Here is a 17,347-nt window from a genome sequence, read left to right on the forward strand (position 1 = left end):
ACTATGATTTCAGTTCCTCGAAAAAGGCAACTAAGCATTCTTATTGATTTTATAATCGGTTGGTTTATAGCCATGCTAATTTGGCAATTAATCAGCAATGCTAGTGGCACTGATCCGCTTTTTAAGGAGGTAAACTGGTATGGACGCATTTGGATCTTTCTGCTATTGTGGCTTGGACAGGGGCTTGTTTATGGAATACAATTTGCATGGCTCGACAAGTATTTCATGAAGCGCATAGCGTATAACAAGATCATCTTTTGGACATTGGTAGTACAGTTTTCATTTGCCTTCTTGTTCGTCAATACGGTATACTATTCTCTAAGGACGTTACATCTGCCCGGTATGCCAGATTCTTTTGGAGAATTTATGGCAACACCTATATTTTATATTGTTTGTATTTATACTACGATTGTTAATTCCGTAATTAGTATTGTTGGGTACATAGATTCATTTCTAGGAAAAGGAAATCTTTTGAGAATAATAAAAGGAGAATACTATCACCCTAGAGTAGACAATAAAGTATTTATGTTCCTTGATTTAAAAGGTTCAGCGACAATAGGAGAAAAACTTGCCCCACTAGTATATAGCCAATTAATTCAAGATTGCTTCGTAGACTTATCAGTAGTAGAAGAGTATCATGCTCAAATATATCAATATGTGGGCGATGAGGTTGTACTAGTATGGGATGGGAATAATAAAAATGATGTGTTGAACTGCTTTAAAGCCTATTTTGCTTTCTGCAACAAAATTCTCTCCAATCAATCTGGATACAAAGATAAGTATGGTTTAGTGCCAGAGTTTAAAGCAGGAATGCATTTTGGGCCTGTAACAGTTGCACAAGTTGGTGAAATAAAAATAGAAATTGCATACCACGGTGACACTATCAATACCGCATCAAGAATCGAAAGTCAATGCAATGAGCTCGGTGCTAATCTTCTTGTATCAAAAGAGCTTTTTGATCAATTGGACTTAGGAGATCAATATATTGGAACTACTCAAGGTTCTATTACTTTAAAAGGAAAACATCAGGAAGTAGAACTTATCTCTATTGAAGAAAGTTCGATTTAATGCTTAATCTATTAAAAGAATTAATTACCCAATTCTACTAGTTAAATTTCATTTATCGTTATTTACGGTACTTACACAAAGTAATAAGACTGTTCTATAATAGATTGAAAGTCATAGTTATTTATATGCTCTAGATGTTAGTAGAAGTTAGATTAATAGCAGAATTTAGTTTTGTAGCGAGTTCCAAGTCTATATTTTTGAATTACACTCAATTTATCTCATGCTTCAACAACTCAAAGAAATCGAAACACTTGCAGGAGTTCCTGATGAGGAGCTTCAATGGCTAATCGATCAAAGTGAAAAAATCACTTATCAAAAAGACGATTTAATTTTTAAGTCAGGCGACCCAAATGAACATTTATTAATCATACTTGAAGGCCAAGTGGTTCTTAAAATTCAACAAGGTAATCAGTTTAAAATTGCTAGTAATTTTGGAAAAAACACTATCACAGGACTGCTCCCATATTCAAGAGCAACCAATGCTATTGGTACTGGCGTAGCCACTGAAAAAGTGGTTTTGTTGTCATTAAGTAAGTCTAAATTCAAAGATATGATTGTCCATCAAGAAACACTTACTACAGCTCTGGTTCATGTAATGAGTACTAGAATCCGAGAATTTACAAAAAGGCAGCAATTAGATGATAAGATGATGTCCCTTGGAAAACTATCAGCTGGACTAGCTCATGAGCTTAACAACCCTTCTGCCGCAATTGTAAGAAGCGCACAAACCTTGAGTCAACACCTCAAAATACTTCCTGACAACTTCAAAGAAGTTATAAAAATCGAGATGACTAATCAGCAAGTTGATACAGTCAATGAAATATTATTTTCAAAAATCGGACTTGGACCACAAGTCTTATCGATGATGGAAAAATCAGAACGAGAAGATGATATAATAGATTGGTTAGATGAAAGAGAGATAGAAGATAGTGAAGAATTAGCCGAAAATCTTGTAGACTTTGGATTTGAAATTGATGAATTAGACACCATGTGTGAAGGTGTTGAAGAAGGATCTGTACCTATTATATTTAGATGGATTGACCAAAACTTAACTACTGAAAGAATAGTAAGTGAAATTGAAGAAGCATCTCAAAGAATCAATAAACTAGTAACATCCATCAAGAGTTATACTCACATGGATCAAGCACCTGAAAAAGTCTCTACTGACATACATATTGGAATTGAAAATACCTTGACGATGCTACATCATAAATTGGAAAAGTCAGGAATTACAATTCATCGTGATTTCTCAAATAATATTGATAAACCTAAGATATTAGTAAGTGAGATGAATCAAGTTTGGACTAATTTGATTGATAATGCTGTCGATGCTATGGAATTTGTAAGTGAAAAAATCCTTACAGTAAAAAGTTATCAAGATGGTGAATTCATCAATGTGGTTATTGGAGATACTGGAAGTGGTATTCCTCTTGAGGTTCAAGACAAAATTTTCGATCCTTTTTTCACTACTAAAGAAATAGGTAAAGGTACTGGTCTAGGCATGGAAGTAGTACATCGTATCATCAAAAACCAACACAATGGATCTATAACCTTTACCACCAAACCTGGCAAAACCGAATTCAAAGTGTGTTTTCCAATACTCAAAGACTAATACCGAAGCAATGAAGAAACCTATTATTTTCCTCGTGGATGATGATCCAGCTGTACTTAAAGCTGTCGTCAGAGATGTCAAATCAAAATATAGATCAGAATACCGAGTTCTTTCTACTCAATCAGCCAATGAAGGGTTAGACTATCTAACAGAACTTAAAAATAAGGGAGAATCAATTGCACTTTTTATTTCTGATCAGAGAATGCCTGAGATGTTGGGTGTTGATTTTCTAGAGAAGGCCAAAGAGATCTTTCCTGAAGCAAAACGAATTTTATTGACTGCATACTCAGATACAGATGCTGCTATAAAGGCAATTAACGATGTACAGCTTGATTATTATTTAATGAAGCCTTGGGATCCCCCGGAGGAAAAACTCTTCCCTATTATCACAGATCAGCTTGATGCTTGGTTGAGTAGTTTCAAACCGCCATTTATAGGAATCAAAATCATAGGCTATCAGTGGTCACCTAAATCTCATCAAATTAAGGATTTCCTTTCTGGTAACTTGATTCCTTATCAATGGATGGATCTAGAAAAATCTGAAGAAGGTCAGAATATTCTGTCCATGAATGATATAGATTACAAAGATGTACCTGTCGTATTCTTTGAAGATGGATCGTTTCTAAAACAACCTTCTCTGGTAGATATTGGAAACAAAACTGGAATGACTACTACTGCCAAACAAACCATGTATGATGTAACAATCATAGGTGCAGGTCCAGCTGGGCTTGCAGGGGCTGTTTACGGAGGATCAGAGGGTCTAAACACACTATTGATAGAGAAAAGAGCTCCTGGAGGCCAAGCAGGCACTAGTTCAAGAATAGAAAACTATCTTGGATTCCCTAGTGGTTTAAGTGGTTCTGATTTATCTAGAAGAGCTTTGACGCAAGCTACTAGATTTGGAATTGAATTTCTTTCACCACAGGAGGTATCTAGTATTGCTGTGACAGATGGCTACAAAATGGTCACATTAGCAGATGGGTCAACAATAAATACTAAAAGTATAATCATCACTACCGGAGTAGACTATCGCAAACATCCAGCAAAAGGAATTGATGATTTCACAGGGGCTGGTATATATTACGGTGCTGCTACCACAGAAGCATTAGCTTGTCAAGATGAAGACGTATACATAGTAGGTGGAGGAAACAGCGCAGGTCAAGCTGCTATGTATCTTTCAAAGTTTGCTAAAAATGTCTTCATAGTTATTCGTAAACCAGATTTAACTTCAAGTATGTCCTCCTATTTGATAGATCAAATAGGAGAAACAATTAACATCCATGTGCTAGGTCAAACAGAAATACTTTCTGTATCTGGAAATGATAGACTAAAGTCAATAGAACTAAAAAACAATAAAATAAACGAAACGAAAACAGTTAATGCTGGTGCCTTGTTTATTTTCATTGGAGCTAAACCTATAACTGATTGGATTGATTTAGATATTATCAAAAACAATCGAGGTTTCTTAGAGACAGGCAGTGAACTGACGAAATATGAAAACTTTAATAAAGTCTGGAAACTAGACAGAGAACCGTATCTGCTAGAAACTTGTCTTCCTGGAATTTTTGCAGCTGGAGACGTTCGTGCAGGAGCGATGAATAGAGTAGCTTCTGCCGTCGGCGAAGGGTCTATGGCCATTAAATTTGTTCATGCTTACTTAGCAGATAATTAAAGTCAAAAACTCACCAATACAAACATCTAGACTTTATGTATTGGTGAGTTTGTATGAAAAAATCACTTTTTCATAGAGCAAGTTTTAATTCCAAATGGTGCATAAAGTGGACAAAAACTTATCATACTTGTCAAAGCAAATATTCCAGCAAGTACCATTAAGACAATTCCCAAAGCTCCTTCAATAACATCAGTAAAGTATAAAGTTGTAAATAATGCAGCTATTATCAATCTGATAATTTTATCTGCTGTTCCCATGTTCTTTTTCATTGTATTCTATTTTTATGACACAATGATCCATTAGAACAAAAACCTTTTCAGTGACTAAAGTCACCAGCTAAGCATTAATTCTAATTTTACCTGCTTTCTGTTCGATTTTCCCTTCGTTCTCTAATTTTTTCATTACTCTACTAACTACTTCACGAGCTGTCCCCAATTCATTAGCTACTTGAACATGGCTTATCGTCAGTTCTATACAACCAGTCAACTTCGATTTTTTACTCAAGTGATCATATACCCTCTTGTCCATCTTATCTACAAGTAAGTGACCTACCGTATCCAACAGTTCCATATACCTAAGGTTGAACTGATCAAAAAACAAATTATTAAGATCCGGATGATCCTTTAGCAGTCCAGATAAATGCTGAACAGGTATTAATAGAATTTTCGAATCTTCCTCCGTCATAGCATATACCCTACTTGGAGTATTCTTTAGAGCAGCATAAAAGGTCATAACACAGCTATGAGCAGATTCTAAATAATAAAGCAACAGTTCTTTGTCATTATACTTTGAGTACACTTTTACCAAACCATCAATTACAATTGGGATAACCTTAACGTATTGATGCTCTCTTAGCAAAATAGTTCCTTTAGACACTTCTTCTAGCTTAGACTCTTTGAGGATTTTGTCACTCAATTTAGGATCAAGAAAAGGCAGTGTTATTTTATCCATTGACATAATTCAATTTTAATAGAAGCAGGCTTACATATATTGCTTGTACTTGCTAAATATCTTATAAGATTCATTAATTTAAAAGAAACCTAAGCATACTGAATAATCAGCTTATCTGTTTTTTAGATTTATAAGTATGAAGCTTGAGCAAAGAATCATTCATATATTCATTATAGCCTCGTTGGTAGCACTAACCTGTACGACTGCCTTAGGATTGTTATTGGATAATGAAATCACTTCTACGACCAGAGTTAGCTCTTTTGGTTTTGGTATTATGCTCATAGCCTTCTTAGTTTTTAAACGAAACCATATTTTAGCTGCAGCATTAGCTATCTCAATGATAACCATTCTCATGTTGGGCCAAATGATAGTTAGTCAAGTACTAAGACCAGCTGGAGTAGCAGTACTAATGCTACAAGCTTTTTGCATTTCTGCCGTGTTCGAAAACAAACTTAGGATTATTATGCATGCTATGGTTTTTCTTATGATGGCAGTTGTTTTCTATTATTTGAATTCACTAGGAAAAGTCACTATTGACCACTCTGCATCCAAGGGAGCTATGGTTAATATTCTAATTGTCTATGGACTATTAGCCTCTACCACCTACTTTTTGAAAAGGAATTACGACGTTACGCTCAAACGTCAAAGAAAAGCTCAACACAAAATGATTGAGAGTGAAAAAATGTCAGCATTGGGCACACTAATTACAGGGTTATGCCACGAGCTCAATAATCCTCTTAATTTTATTAAAGGAGGTTTAGAAATATTAAACTATTCTGTTGATAAAGGTTCAGTTAATGAACAGACTAAAAAGAGCATGAATATTATTGGAGAAGGTGTAGACCGTACATTAAAATTGGTGCAAATCCTTTCTTTCTTTTCTTATAGCCCTGACAAACCTTTTACAAGAATAGATTTAAAAGATACCATCCAAAACTGTCTTGCTTTACTGAAAGGTAATTCCAGTGCATATATTCAAATCGATTTTAATTTTCATTCCAAAACCCCATACATCTTTGGAAACCGCCAAGAGATTCATCAAGCCATAATTAATATTCTGCTAAACGCTGTACAAAGTATAAAAAAGCATGGAAATATCTATGTCGAAGTATTTCTTGAAAACGGATATCATAATATCACAATAAAAGATAATGGATCAGGTATAGCTCCTTCAGTACTAGGGAGAGTGATGGAACCATTTTATACCACTAAAGCACCAGGTAAAGGAACAGGCCTTGGATTATCAACAACACATTCTATTATTAGTACTCATCAAGGAACGATAAACATTGACTCTAACCTCGGAGAAGGAACAACAGTTACGATCAAACTTCCTTTTCAAGAAGATCAAGAGTAGAAGTGTTTGAATAAAGTTATTCCACTATTTGGAGGGCCATATTGAACCAAGTCATGTCTTCAATCTTTGGATAATTACCATTATTGGCCATTAATCTTGATAATTTCAAGATTAAATAAGAAATAAAGCTTTAGCTATTAATACATTATGCTTCATATCTCTTATTTTACTTTAAGAACTACCAACATTACTAAACGTCCACCTTGAAACGCCTATATTTCCCCTTGATTGTTATAGTCTGTCTATTAGGCTATCATTTATCTTCTTTCGCTCAGAACAGAAGCAAAGAAGTCTCCCAGATATATGAGTACAATCTCAAGGAGTTGGCACAAATCAAAGTCACAACTGGTAGTATTGAAAAAGAAATAGCAAAGGAATGTCCTTCAAACGTAATGATCTTCACTAAACAAATGATCGATGAACGAGGCTATCTTACTTTGGTGGATCTATGTCAAGATGTTCCTGGTTTTGACTTCATGGTCTACAATGATGGTGCGGGAGAACATAGTACCTACAACATGAACAGAGGTCTAGGAACGATTGGAAATCCAAACATCTTGATAATGATTGATGGTATTATACAAAATAACATCAGTTTTAATTGGTCATTACTTTGGACTTATGAAAATACTTTTGTGGACGTAGAAAGAATCGAAGTAGTACAAGGACCTGGATCGGTTCTTTATGGCGCACAAGCAGTGACAGGTGTAATCAATATTATAACAAAGAAAGACTTTGAAGGTAGTGATATTAGAACTGCATTTGGCACGAACTTTACACGAATAAATGACATTTATTTAGGAACGTCACTCAAGAATGATTTTAACTTTTCTATAGCTGTACACACCTACAATACAAAAGGAGACAAAGGAATCGGTAGATATGATCCAGGCGGATACTTTAATGATCATATTTACCCAACATCTTTAACAGAACACTACAATGCACAAGGGGACTATGTAACTAATGTTGCCAATCCAAAAGCTGGAAAACCAATACCAAACGGTTTTAATACGCTGAATGATTCATATGCAATAAGATTCAAACTGAATAAAGCTAGAAATGAAATTGGCGTTTTTTATTCATACTATAACAGAGCATATGGCTCATCAACAGCGGCTTATGAATACGATCTTACTGCTTCAGAACTAAGGTCAAGTTTTCAATCCTATCATGGGTATTACAAAAACACTTCGAACTTATCAGACCGAATAGAGCTTAATTCGGATCTCGTATTTAGAAGTACTAATGTACTACCAGAAACAGGTTTAAGATACAATTATCGTTTCTATGACTTAACGAAAGGATATGCTTCAAAGAGTTTTCAAGGATATATTGAAGAAAAGCTGACCTATGAAACTAATAACCAGTCGAAGTTATATTTTGGAATAAAGGCTTCGTTCAGTAAAAAAAGCGAAAGCATAGTTTCATTGGGTCCATATTCGATAGATAATAACACTACATCATCTTCTTGGGATATTGCTGATAGTGGTGATGGTCTTATGCAGTCCAAGCACTACCCTACCTTTAATGTTTGGGAGCTAGCCTCATATTTACTTTATGATTTAGAAATTAATTCAGAGATCACCAGTTCTATAGGATTACGCTACGATTATAGTACTGAATTCGGACACATTCTAAACCCTAGAGCAGCAATCGTTTACCATCCATCAACTAAAAAATTTGGAGGAAAGCTAATGTATGGTAGTGCATTTAGGCAACCCGGAATTTTTGAACTTAGTAGTGAATTTAGAGGTAACTCCGAATTGACTCCAGAAAAGATCGGAACTACAGAATTAGAATTAAATAGCTCATTAATAAATGACAAACTGTTTATCAAGACCACTGCTTACTATTCTATCATATCAAACTTTATAGGCAAAGTACCAGATTCAACAATGCCTGCAGGAGAACGTTTCGAAAATCTACCAAAAATGTATGTGGGAGGTATAACTGGTCAAATAGGAATCCAAGCTACTTCTAATACCTTAATTAATGCAAATTACAATTACATCACCGGCATAGATTCAGATGCTAACTTCTTTGAGATAGAACGAAGTGCTAAGCACAAAATGAATGCAGGCTTCAACCAAAAATTATTAGAGAAAAAACTAACAATAGATTTTAGAATGAATTGGGTGGGAAAGCGTAAAGCTCAGAGCACTAATATCTGGTTAAATACATATGAAAATGGATATGCGCCTTCTTATACCAAGTTTAATTTGACAACGGGGTATCAAATCAATAAAAACTTCTTATTTCAACTGATAGTTTTTAATCTGACAAATACAAAATACTATGGTATTGGTCGGGAAACTGGATCAGGATTCGTTGATGATTATGATTACCAAACGAATATAGACCCAGACGGGTTTATTCCATCATACCACCCTCAACCAGGTAGATCCTTCTTAGCAAGACTAATTTTTAAAACCTAAATACTATGAAACTTTCAGTATTTATATTAGTTCTATCACTGCTATTAATAGTTCAATCAAAAGCCGAAAAGCAAGCAAACCGAACTGAACTACTAGGAGCCTATATTTACAACTTCGCTAAGTTGTCTGACTCTCCTATCAAGAGAAAGAGCAGTACCTACAATATCATATTAATCACCCGTGAATCACAACTTATCTCAGAGTTTAAAAAACTCTCTGAAGCCAAAACAATCGATGGAAAATCTATAAAAGTAACTACTTCCTCTAGCTCTCAATTTGACAAGAACGGCATCTCTCTCGCATTTATTGCCAAGGACATGAAGGCTTATTGTAATAAGATATTTAAGATGACTAAAAACACTAATATACTTTTAGTCAGTGAAGAATATAAAGATAAGCTTAAAGTGATACTAAACTTATATCAAGCCTCGGACGGTAGTTTTCGCTTTGAAATGAATAGAGCCAATTTATATGAAAGGAGCATTAGAATCAATGATGAAGTATTACTAATGGGAGGATCACAGTTAGATAATTATGCTCTTTATCAAGAGAATCAAGCTAAATATAACCGCGAGATTACTCAAAAGGAAAAGCAACTGAAAAACATTAAAAACCAAACCTCTGAAGCGCAAAAGAAATTGGGAGAAAAAGAACAACTCTTAGCAGATCAAAAAAAAGAGATTAAAGGATTGGTGTCTGAAAAAGACAGCTTGCACCAAGACATTGATTCTTTGAACCAAGCTATTGCTCAACAAGAAGAATCTTTTGGTAAGCGCATAACTTTGTATCAAAACATCTATCAAGGGCTGATGAAAGCCCATGATAGAATTGAAAATCAAAATAACGAAATAGAAAAAAGTGACGAGACACTTTCCATGCTGAAACGTCAACTTCAGGCCATGGACAGTGAGTTGAACGACAAAAACAAAGTCATTCAAGGTAAAGAAGTTAAAATTTCAGAATCAAATAACTTAATAGTGATTCTAAGTGTCGTCTCATTTATAATAGGCTGCTTACTAATACTTCTTTTAATTAGTAGACGAAAGGTTCGTCGACAAAACTTACAACTTGCAAAACAAAAAGAAGCCATATCAAAACATAATCATGTACTATCTCAAAACAACCTAGAACTTCAAGAGAAACGTGCAATGATTGAGGAAAAAAACAATCTCATAAATGACCTAAATCACAATCTTGAAGAGAGAATAGAGCTTAAAACTTTAGAACTCACCGACACGATAAACCATCTTAATAAAACCGTCTCAGAATTAGACCGGTTCATATATAGTACCTCTCATGAACTGAGTGCCCCACTTAAATCCGTTCTAGGATTGATCAATATCGCTAAGATAGATCAATCTAATAATCACCAAGAATATTACCAATTAATAGAAACCAGTGTTCTTAAACTCGAAGACACTATCAAATCGTTCGTCACTTTTAGTAGAAACTCAAGACAAGAGATACAAAATGTGGAATGTAACCTACATCTAATCACAAGTGAAATCATAGAAGATATGAAGTTCTATGATCAAACGACAAAAATCGATATTCAAATCAAAATAACTGAAGATATTTTCATTATCTCCGATTCAATGAGATTGAAGATCATTCTAAGTAATCTCATCAGTAATGCTATAAAATATCATGATCCACAAAAAGAAAATAAATGGTTAAAAATCACATATGCTCGGTCTAGTGAATCTCATATTATTAGCATTATAGATAATGGTATTGGTATTTCGAATAATCAACTTGATAAAATATTTGAAAAATTCTTCCGTGCTTCAAGTAGGTCTACTGGTACTGGACTTGGACTGTATATCGTAAAAGATGCAGTTGATCATCTCCAAGGAACTATACAGGTAAAATCCGACGAAGGACAAGGGACTGAGTTTGTAATAGAATTACCATTTGTAGTTCCGATAAAAAGCTCTAAAAAGAAAACTGTAGTTAATCAACAGCAAAACATCTAATTATTGGTAATTATATACCGTAAAAGACAATCAAGAAATTTCAATTAATGATGATATTCATACTTGAATAGTACTGTACACTTTTTCAAAAGGAATATATGATTAACACTATAGGGATGTACACAAGCCCAACATAGGAAAGCACTATAAAAACAATACTTAGAAGGTAGATTACTTGAAAGACCGCATTTTTTGATTGACCAAACAGTCTTGCAGCTTTCAGTAATCCAGGAATAACCTTTTGTTTTTTGACACCAGCCCTGTCAAATGTTCCTCCATCAAATTGATTGGCAAATGTCAACAAAGCCAAAGCAAACAACTGACCAGATAAAAACAATATCGCTAACCCTCTTATTGATTCAAACATCATCAAATCTCTTATCTACATTTTAAAACTACTTTTTAACTCAAAGAGTTCTAATTAAGAGTTTGATATTTCAATAATTAACTAAATCAGTAAGTTTCTGTAGCTAAAAGGCTGATATCGATAAAGGATCAATAAGTATAATAGTCTTTTAAAAACAACTCTGCTCCTATGTAGGCGAGCACAGAAATCACAAAACCAAACATGAATACAGTAAAGGCTAACCTTAGGAATTTATACTTTTTACCAAGCACCTTACCCAAAAAGTAGATATCCTTTATCATACTAGAATACAAGTAATCAGCATCTCCCAGCATCTGTTTCATACCAGATTCATAGTCCTGTAAACTCATTCCATGGAAGTTTCCAAAAAAAAGAAGGTTAGCTTTCTTATTTTTTATATCATCTGGAGTAAAAACCCCCTTAGAAACATTGGGTCGAGTAGATAAAATAGCCAATACAATAGTAATCAAGCAAACTACCGTTAAAATTACTGTCGGCCAAACCATATGTGGATACTCTTCCAGTTTTCTATAAAGTACGGATATTAAAATTGACAGCACAATCGAGTTAATAGAAATCAATATATTGGCCTTATTATCAGCCATAGCGCTGAATTCCACATGGTTTTTGGAAGTAAGACGAAACATGGTTTCTATACCTTTATCAGGTTTGAGTTTCTTGGCCTCTTTCGCCTTTTGCTTGAACTTCTCTACCTCAGCTTTTAGTTTATCTATTTCAAGCTCCGCACTCATTGTGTAATGATTTCAGTTTTCGGATTACAGATTGAAGATTATTTAATTTCTTAGGTCGATATTCTTTCTGAGCATATGGAGTAAAAAACTTATGTTGCTCGATGAATGATTTATTCATTTGCATCCAGTCATGATCAGAAAGCTTCTTTTTGAATAGTGATTTCAACTCATTACAAAGCAAAGCAGATTTTTCAAAATACCCTTCCTTGCCAAGATGTAAAAGATCAGCATCGCACACCACCTCTTCCAGTAGATTATTCGGAGTTTGAGGCATCTTAGTAGCCATTATACAGCCAATCACTTTAATGATCGAATCTTCCTCAATCCCATTTTCATGAGCAAACTCATTGAAAATCTCAACACTTTTGGCTTCGTGATCTTCTGGCCCAAGAGTATAGCCCGTATCATGAAACCAAGATGCTAGTAAAACAATCTCCATCTCACCTTTGGACAAACCTGAATTACTTCCAATCTCACTTGCACTAGACACTACATCCAAAGTATGCTCCAACGTATGGTACAATACATCCTTTGACAGCTTGCTTCTGAGCAAGCTGCTGGCATATTTTTCTGCTTTTGCTAATAATACTGCCATACCTACTTAAACGTGATCAAAAGATTCATGAACCATAACAAAACCCTAAATTAGCACTTTCATTGTAAATGAACTCATGAACAAACTAAACCTCACTATAACTAACATTATGTTGATTTTGTTCCTGTTGGTTTCACATTCCAGTTGTCAACAACCACAAAAACGAAAATCAAAGGAAGAATTGTATCAATACATTGAGAATAGTTCTATCTATTACAATTTACGACAACCTACTCAAAAGTATTTCCTCCCATATGTATTAGAAGAAGTATCAGGATTGTCATATCTATCCGACAATCAGATCTTTATGATCGAAGATGAAGGTGGCAAGGCATATTTATACGATATGTCACTAAAAGAGTTAGTTAGAAAAATAGCCTTTTCCAAACCAGGAGACTTTGAAGGAATTGAGTTAGTACGCGATACGGTGTATATTACTAAAAGCAATGGAGATCTTTACAAATTCAAACTCGACTCTACAAACAGAGCTGAACCTATTAAAATTAATACAGCCTTTAAGAGTAAAAACAACATAGAAGGACTTGGTTATGACCCTATAAGTAATTGCCTTCTATTCGCCACAAAAGCCACTGGAGATATTGAAGACAATGACGTAAAAGGCAAAGCCATTTATAGTTATTCATTGAAAAGGCAGAAAATCATAGAAAAAACGGAGATACCGATAAACTCTGACAAAATCATGTCTTTCTTATCAAAACATAAGAAGATAAAATATGATGATGATCAAAAGCTTGATTTCAAACCCTCTGGTATAGCTTTTCACCCTATAGAAAAGGCGTATTATGTAATATCAGCCAATGACCGTTTTATTCTAGTAATTAAACCTAATGGTAAAATAAAAGCAACCTACCCTATCAGAAGTTCGCAACTTCTACAACCAGAAGGAATTACTTTTACACCCGAAGGTGATCTACTGATTAGTAGTGAAGGACAGGGTGAAAAAGGATACATATTAAGATTTGAAATGCTTCAAAAATGAGAAGAGTAATAATAGTAGCACTGACCTTAATCGCATTTGTCTCCTCAGCTCAGAGAAACGTCTATTTCATAGGAGATGCTGGAGACATGAAAACATCACAACTGAAACATTTTCAAACTATCATATCCGAAGGCAGAAAAGATGATGCATTAGTCCTATTAGGAAACAACGTCACACCTGATGGACTCCATCTATCCGAACATAAAAAACGTATTTCAAGTCAGGCTACACTAGACAGTTTATTGGACGCTATTGAAACATTCAAAGGGTCAGTTTACATGTTAGCAGGTAATTCCGACTGGAGTAACGGCAGTAAAAACGGCATATCGCGACTTAAGGAACAACAAAAGTATATAGCCTCTAAATTTCCAAAGCGTCAGATTTTCTATCCATCTAATGGCTGCGCAGGACCGGAAGAAATCCAATTAGACGATAAGACACTTTTAATCATCATTGACACACAGTATTTATTACACCCGTGGGAAAAAAGTGGCATCAATGAAGGCTGTAATGCCAACTCTACAGTAACAGCTATTGAAATGTTGGGAGATGCCATACTCCGAAACAAAAACAAACATATTATAGTAGCTGGACATCACCCTATGTTATCCAATGGAGAATATGGAAAGGGGCTCGGTCTCTACAGACAGCATATGAATAGTCCCAGATATAAAGCTATCAGAAAAGGCATTATGGATCAGTTAGCCTTAGGCGAATCTGTTACCTACATTAGTGCACACGAAGGAGCTTCTCAATACCTCGTTCAAGACAAGTCTCACTACTTATTGGCCTCAGCCAAATCTTCCAATAAAATTTCAAAAGAAAAAAACACCAAATTTTTCGGTAGCGAAGGAGCAATTGGAAAAATCACTATTAAAAACAATGGAGACTTAGACCTTCTTTTGACTTCATTAAACTCTGGGCAAAAGATCTATGAAACAAAAATGTTTAACAAACAAGCCAAATCAGTTTCAAAAGAATTAGCCGAACGCCCTCAGTACAAAGACAGTACTATTACCACCCCAGCAGATGCCACACTAGCTAGCTCGGGAAAAAGAAGCCAAAACTTCTGGCTAGGTAATGTCTATAGAAGTGAATGGGCTCTTCCATACACAGCACCATTATTTGATCTATACAGCGAACATGGAGGTCTAGAAATCACCAAACGAGGAGGTGGAGGCCAGACAAGAACACTTCGGTTAGAAGCCAAAGATGGAAAACAATACGTACTAAGATCTATCAAAAAATGGCCAGAAAGAGCAGTTCCTCTCGTTTTGAGAAAAACATTTGCTGTCAAAATAGCCATAGATCAAATGTCAGCGGCACACCCATACGGAGCATTCGTAGTTCCAGATTACGCAGACGCAGCTGGAGTTTTCCATACCAATCCTAAAGTCGTAGGCATACCTGATGATCCCGCATTTGGACAATACAGGCAAGAGTTCAAAGGCCTTCTCACCCTATATGAAGAGCGACCAAACAAAGAAGCAGCAGAAGAACCATTCTTTGGCAACGGCGAAAAAGTCATCAGTACTTTTGACCTTATAGACAAACTACAAGAAGACAACGATAACAGCATAGATGACATACAACTTGTCAGAAGTAGAATGTTCGATATGTGGCTCGGAGACTGGGATCGCCACGAAGATCAATGGAGATGGAATAGGTTTGATAAAAAAGGCAAAGGGCACATATACAAACCCATACCAAGAGACCGCGACCAAGTTTTCTTCAAAGCCGAAGGAGTAATACCTAGAATAGTGGCAAGTAGATGGGCTTTTCCAATGTTTCAAGGATTTCATGAAGACATCAAATGGCCCGATGGTTTCAACTGGCAAGCAAGATGGTTTGACAGAAGCTTTCTAAACGAACTAGAATGGGATGATTGGCAAACTCAAATCGATCACCTGCAATCAAACCTTACTGATCAAACAATCAGCAAAGGACTAAGCAACTGGCCGCAAGACGTGTATAATCTATCTGGAAAAGAAATAGAAAACACATTAAAAGTAAGACTTCAAAACATGGATAAATATGGACGCTCTTACTATGAATATCTCGCCAAAGAGGTCGATGTACTAGGATCCGACAAGCATGAATTTTTCGAAGTAGATAGGTCAATAGATACTACTCAAGTAACTGTTTATAAAATGAAAAAAGATGGTGAACTTAAAAATATCATCTATCAACGAAGATTTATTAATGAAGAAACTAAAGAAATAAGACTTTACGGTTTAGGTGGACAAGACAAATTTGTGATGAATGGAACATCAAAGCACGGACCCAAAATCAGGATTATAGGGGGCGAAGGAAAAGACCAAATATCCGATTCATCTAAAGTTAACGGTTGGAAAAAGCGAACTATAGTGTATGATATGAAATCAAACACTACTTTGACAAAATCCAATGAAACAAAAAGCAAATTAAGCAACGATCCTGAAATCAATTTATATGACCGAAAAGCATACAAAATGAATAAAACCTTCCCTGTTCTAGACGCCAATTGGAATGTCGATGATGGAATCTTCCTAGGAGGTGGATTCAAATACGTAGGACATGGATTCAGAAAAGACCCATTCAAAGTTTCACATCTTGTAAAAGGGAATATAGCAATAGCTACAGGAGCATTCGAAGCCAATTATGACGGTTATTGGACCGATTTGATTCATAAAACTGACTTAAACGTAAAACTAGATGTAGTAAATCCATACGGAGTGGCCAACTACTTTGGATTAGGCAACGAATCCACCTATGATGTCAATAAAAACACAATACCAAGCAACTTTGAAGACGCAGTTGACTACTACAGGATCAGATACGAAATGTATTCAACAGATGTAAGTTTCGGATTTAACTTATTAGACAATAATAAAGTATTTATAGGTCCAAGGTTCTCAAGAACCCAAGTTCAAGATCAAGGTAACAAATTCATTAACGATGGAGCAAGCGATCAAGATCCAGATAGAATATTCCAATCATTTTATTATGCAGGACTAAGAGTAAGAAACGAATTTGACACGCGAGATCATAAAGTACTCCCTTCGACTGGCGTCTATTACAACTTGTCATATGATTACAATTGGGGCTTAGAAAATGTCTCTGAAGACAACTCAAGAGTAGAAGGTGAAGCAGAGTTCTACTTCAACTTTCAAATTCCCAATGACCTAGTTATAGGAAATAGAATTGGAGGTGCCAAAGTTTATGGTAATTATGAATTCTTCAATGCTGCCGTTCTAGGAAGAGAGTATTTGAGAGGATATAGACGAACTAGATTTATTGGAGATGCCTCGTTATACCACAACATAGACATAAGACTTAAACTATTCTCATTCACCTCAATCATTCTTCCAGGTGAAGTAGGAATTTTAGCATTCAATGACATTGGACGTGTATGGTTGGACGGGGAAAACTCAAACAAATGGCATCGAGGAACGGGGTTTGGTTTCTGGGTAAGTCCAATAAGACTTGCAGTCATCAACTTCTCATACTCCTTTGCAGAAGATGAAAACCTAGCAATATTTAGAATGAGATATCATTTTTAAAAATCTAGCGTTTTTAA

Annotated in this window: 13 protein-coding genes; 8 read left to right on the forward strand and 5 right to left on the reverse strand. The window is 35.3% G+C overall.

Annotated elements, in window-relative coordinates:
* The first annotated feature begins 3 nt into the window (after positions 1 to 3).
* From DKG80_RS05010 to DKG80_RS05020, 3 genes are all read left to right on the forward strand, one after another.
* Positions 4 to 1,068 carry an adenylate/guanylate cyclase domain-containing protein gene (locus tag DKG80_RS05010; RefSeq protein WP_109830225.1) on the forward strand — a complete coding sequence of 355 codons (1,065 nt, stop codon included), beginning with the start codon at positions 4 to 6 and terminating at the stop codon, positions 1,066 to 1,068.
* Between the two features lie 220 nt (positions 1,069 to 1,288).
* Positions 1,289 to 2,680 (forward strand): ATP-binding protein, encoded by a 1,392-nt coding sequence (locus DKG80_RS05015; protein WP_109830226.1) that lies wholly within the window; start codon positions 1,289 to 1,291, stop codon positions 2,678 to 2,680.
* A gap of 10 nt (positions 2,681 to 2,690) precedes the next feature.
* Entirely contained in the window at positions 2,691 to 4,352 is a 1,662-nt protein-coding gene (locus DKG80_RS05020) for a response regulator (protein WP_109830227.1), read from the forward strand.
* Positions 4,353 to 4,414: 62 nt separating this feature from the next.
* Here the strand turns inward: DKG80_RS05020 and DKG80_RS05025 are convergent, their stop codons facing one another.
* Positions 4,415 to 4,621 carry a YgaP family membrane protein gene (locus tag DKG80_RS05025; protein ID WP_109830228.1) on the reverse strand — a complete coding sequence of 69 codons (207 nt, stop codon included), beginning with the start codon at positions 4,619 to 4,621 and terminating at the stop codon, positions 4,415 to 4,417.
* Between the two features lie 67 nt (positions 4,622 to 4,688).
* Positions 4,689 to 5,303 (reverse strand): Crp/Fnr family transcriptional regulator, encoded by a 615-nt coding sequence (locus DKG80_RS05030; RefSeq protein WP_245906961.1) that lies wholly within the window; start codon positions 5,301 to 5,303, stop codon positions 4,689 to 4,691.
* A 136-nt stretch (positions 5,304 to 5,439) separates the two neighbouring features.
* Here DKG80_RS05030 and DKG80_RS05035 point away from each other — a divergent pair, with 136 nt between their 5' ends.
* The 3 genes from DKG80_RS05035 (at position 5,440) to DKG80_RS05045 (ending at position 11,074) form a co-directional block, all read left to right on the forward strand.
* Entirely contained in the window at positions 5,440 to 6,660 is a 1,221-nt protein-coding gene (locus tag DKG80_RS05035; RefSeq protein ID WP_109830230.1) for a sensor histidine kinase, read from the forward strand.
* 203 nt (positions 6,661 to 6,863) lie between these two features.
* On the forward strand, positions 6,864 to 9,098 hold the full coding sequence (locus tag DKG80_RS05040) for a TonB-dependent receptor plug domain-containing protein (RefSeq protein WP_162555694.1): 2,235 nt from the start codon (positions 6,864 to 6,866) through the stop codon (positions 9,096 to 9,098).
* Between the two features lie 5 nt (positions 9,099 to 9,103).
* Positions 9,104 to 11,074, forward strand: a complete 1,971-nt coding sequence (locus DKG80_RS05045; protein ID WP_109830232.1) for a YfiR/HmsC family protein — start codon at positions 9,104 to 9,106, stop codon at positions 11,072 to 11,074.
* Positions 11,075 to 11,159: 85 nt separating this feature from the next.
* Here DKG80_RS05045 and DKG80_RS05050 read toward each other — a convergent pair whose 3' ends face one another.
* The 3 genes from DKG80_RS05050 to DKG80_RS05060 form a co-directional block, all read right to left on the reverse strand.
* On the reverse strand, positions 11,160 to 11,441 hold the full coding sequence (locus DKG80_RS05050) for a hypothetical protein (protein WP_109830233.1): 282 nt from the start codon (positions 11,439 to 11,441) through the stop codon (positions 11,160 to 11,162).
* 128 nt (positions 11,442 to 11,569) lie between these two features.
* The gene (locus tag DKG80_RS05055) at positions 11,570 to 12,193 is read right to left on the reverse strand and encodes a Pycsar system effector family protein (protein ID WP_109830234.1); all 624 of its coding nucleotides are present in this window, start codon (positions 12,191 to 12,193) and stop codon (positions 11,570 to 11,572) included.
* Positions 12,177 to 12,788 (reverse strand): HD domain-containing protein, encoded by a 612-nt coding sequence (locus DKG80_RS05060; RefSeq protein ID WP_109830235.1) that lies wholly within the window; start codon positions 12,786 to 12,788, stop codon positions 12,177 to 12,179. The genes DKG80_RS05055 and DKG80_RS05060 overlap by 17 nt, the downstream gene beginning before the upstream one ends.
* A 76-nt stretch (positions 12,789 to 12,864) precedes the next feature.
* Here DKG80_RS05060 and DKG80_RS05065 point away from each other — a divergent pair, with 76 nt between their 5' ends.
* Together DKG80_RS05065 and DKG80_RS05070 are read left to right on the forward strand one after the other, a co-directional pair.
* Positions 12,865 to 13,788, forward strand: a complete 924-nt coding sequence (locus DKG80_RS05065; RefSeq protein WP_109830236.1) for an SdiA-regulated domain-containing protein — start codon at positions 12,865 to 12,867, stop codon at positions 13,786 to 13,788.
* The gene (locus tag DKG80_RS05070) at positions 13,785 to 17,330 is read left to right on the forward strand and encodes a BamA/TamA family outer membrane protein (RefSeq protein ID WP_109830237.1); all 3,546 of its coding nucleotides are present in this window, start codon (positions 13,785 to 13,787) and stop codon (positions 17,328 to 17,330) included. Before DKG80_RS05065 ends, DKG80_RS05070 begins: the two co-directional genes overlap by 4 nt.
* The last annotated feature ends 17 nt before the right edge of the window (positions 17,331 to 17,347 follow it).

The sequence above is a fragment of the Reichenbachiella versicolor genome, assembly GCF_003171675.1.
In the GTDB taxonomy this organism is placed as follows: Bacteria; Bacteroidota; Bacteroidia; order Cytophagales; family Cyclobacteriaceae; genus Reichenbachiella; species Reichenbachiella versicolor.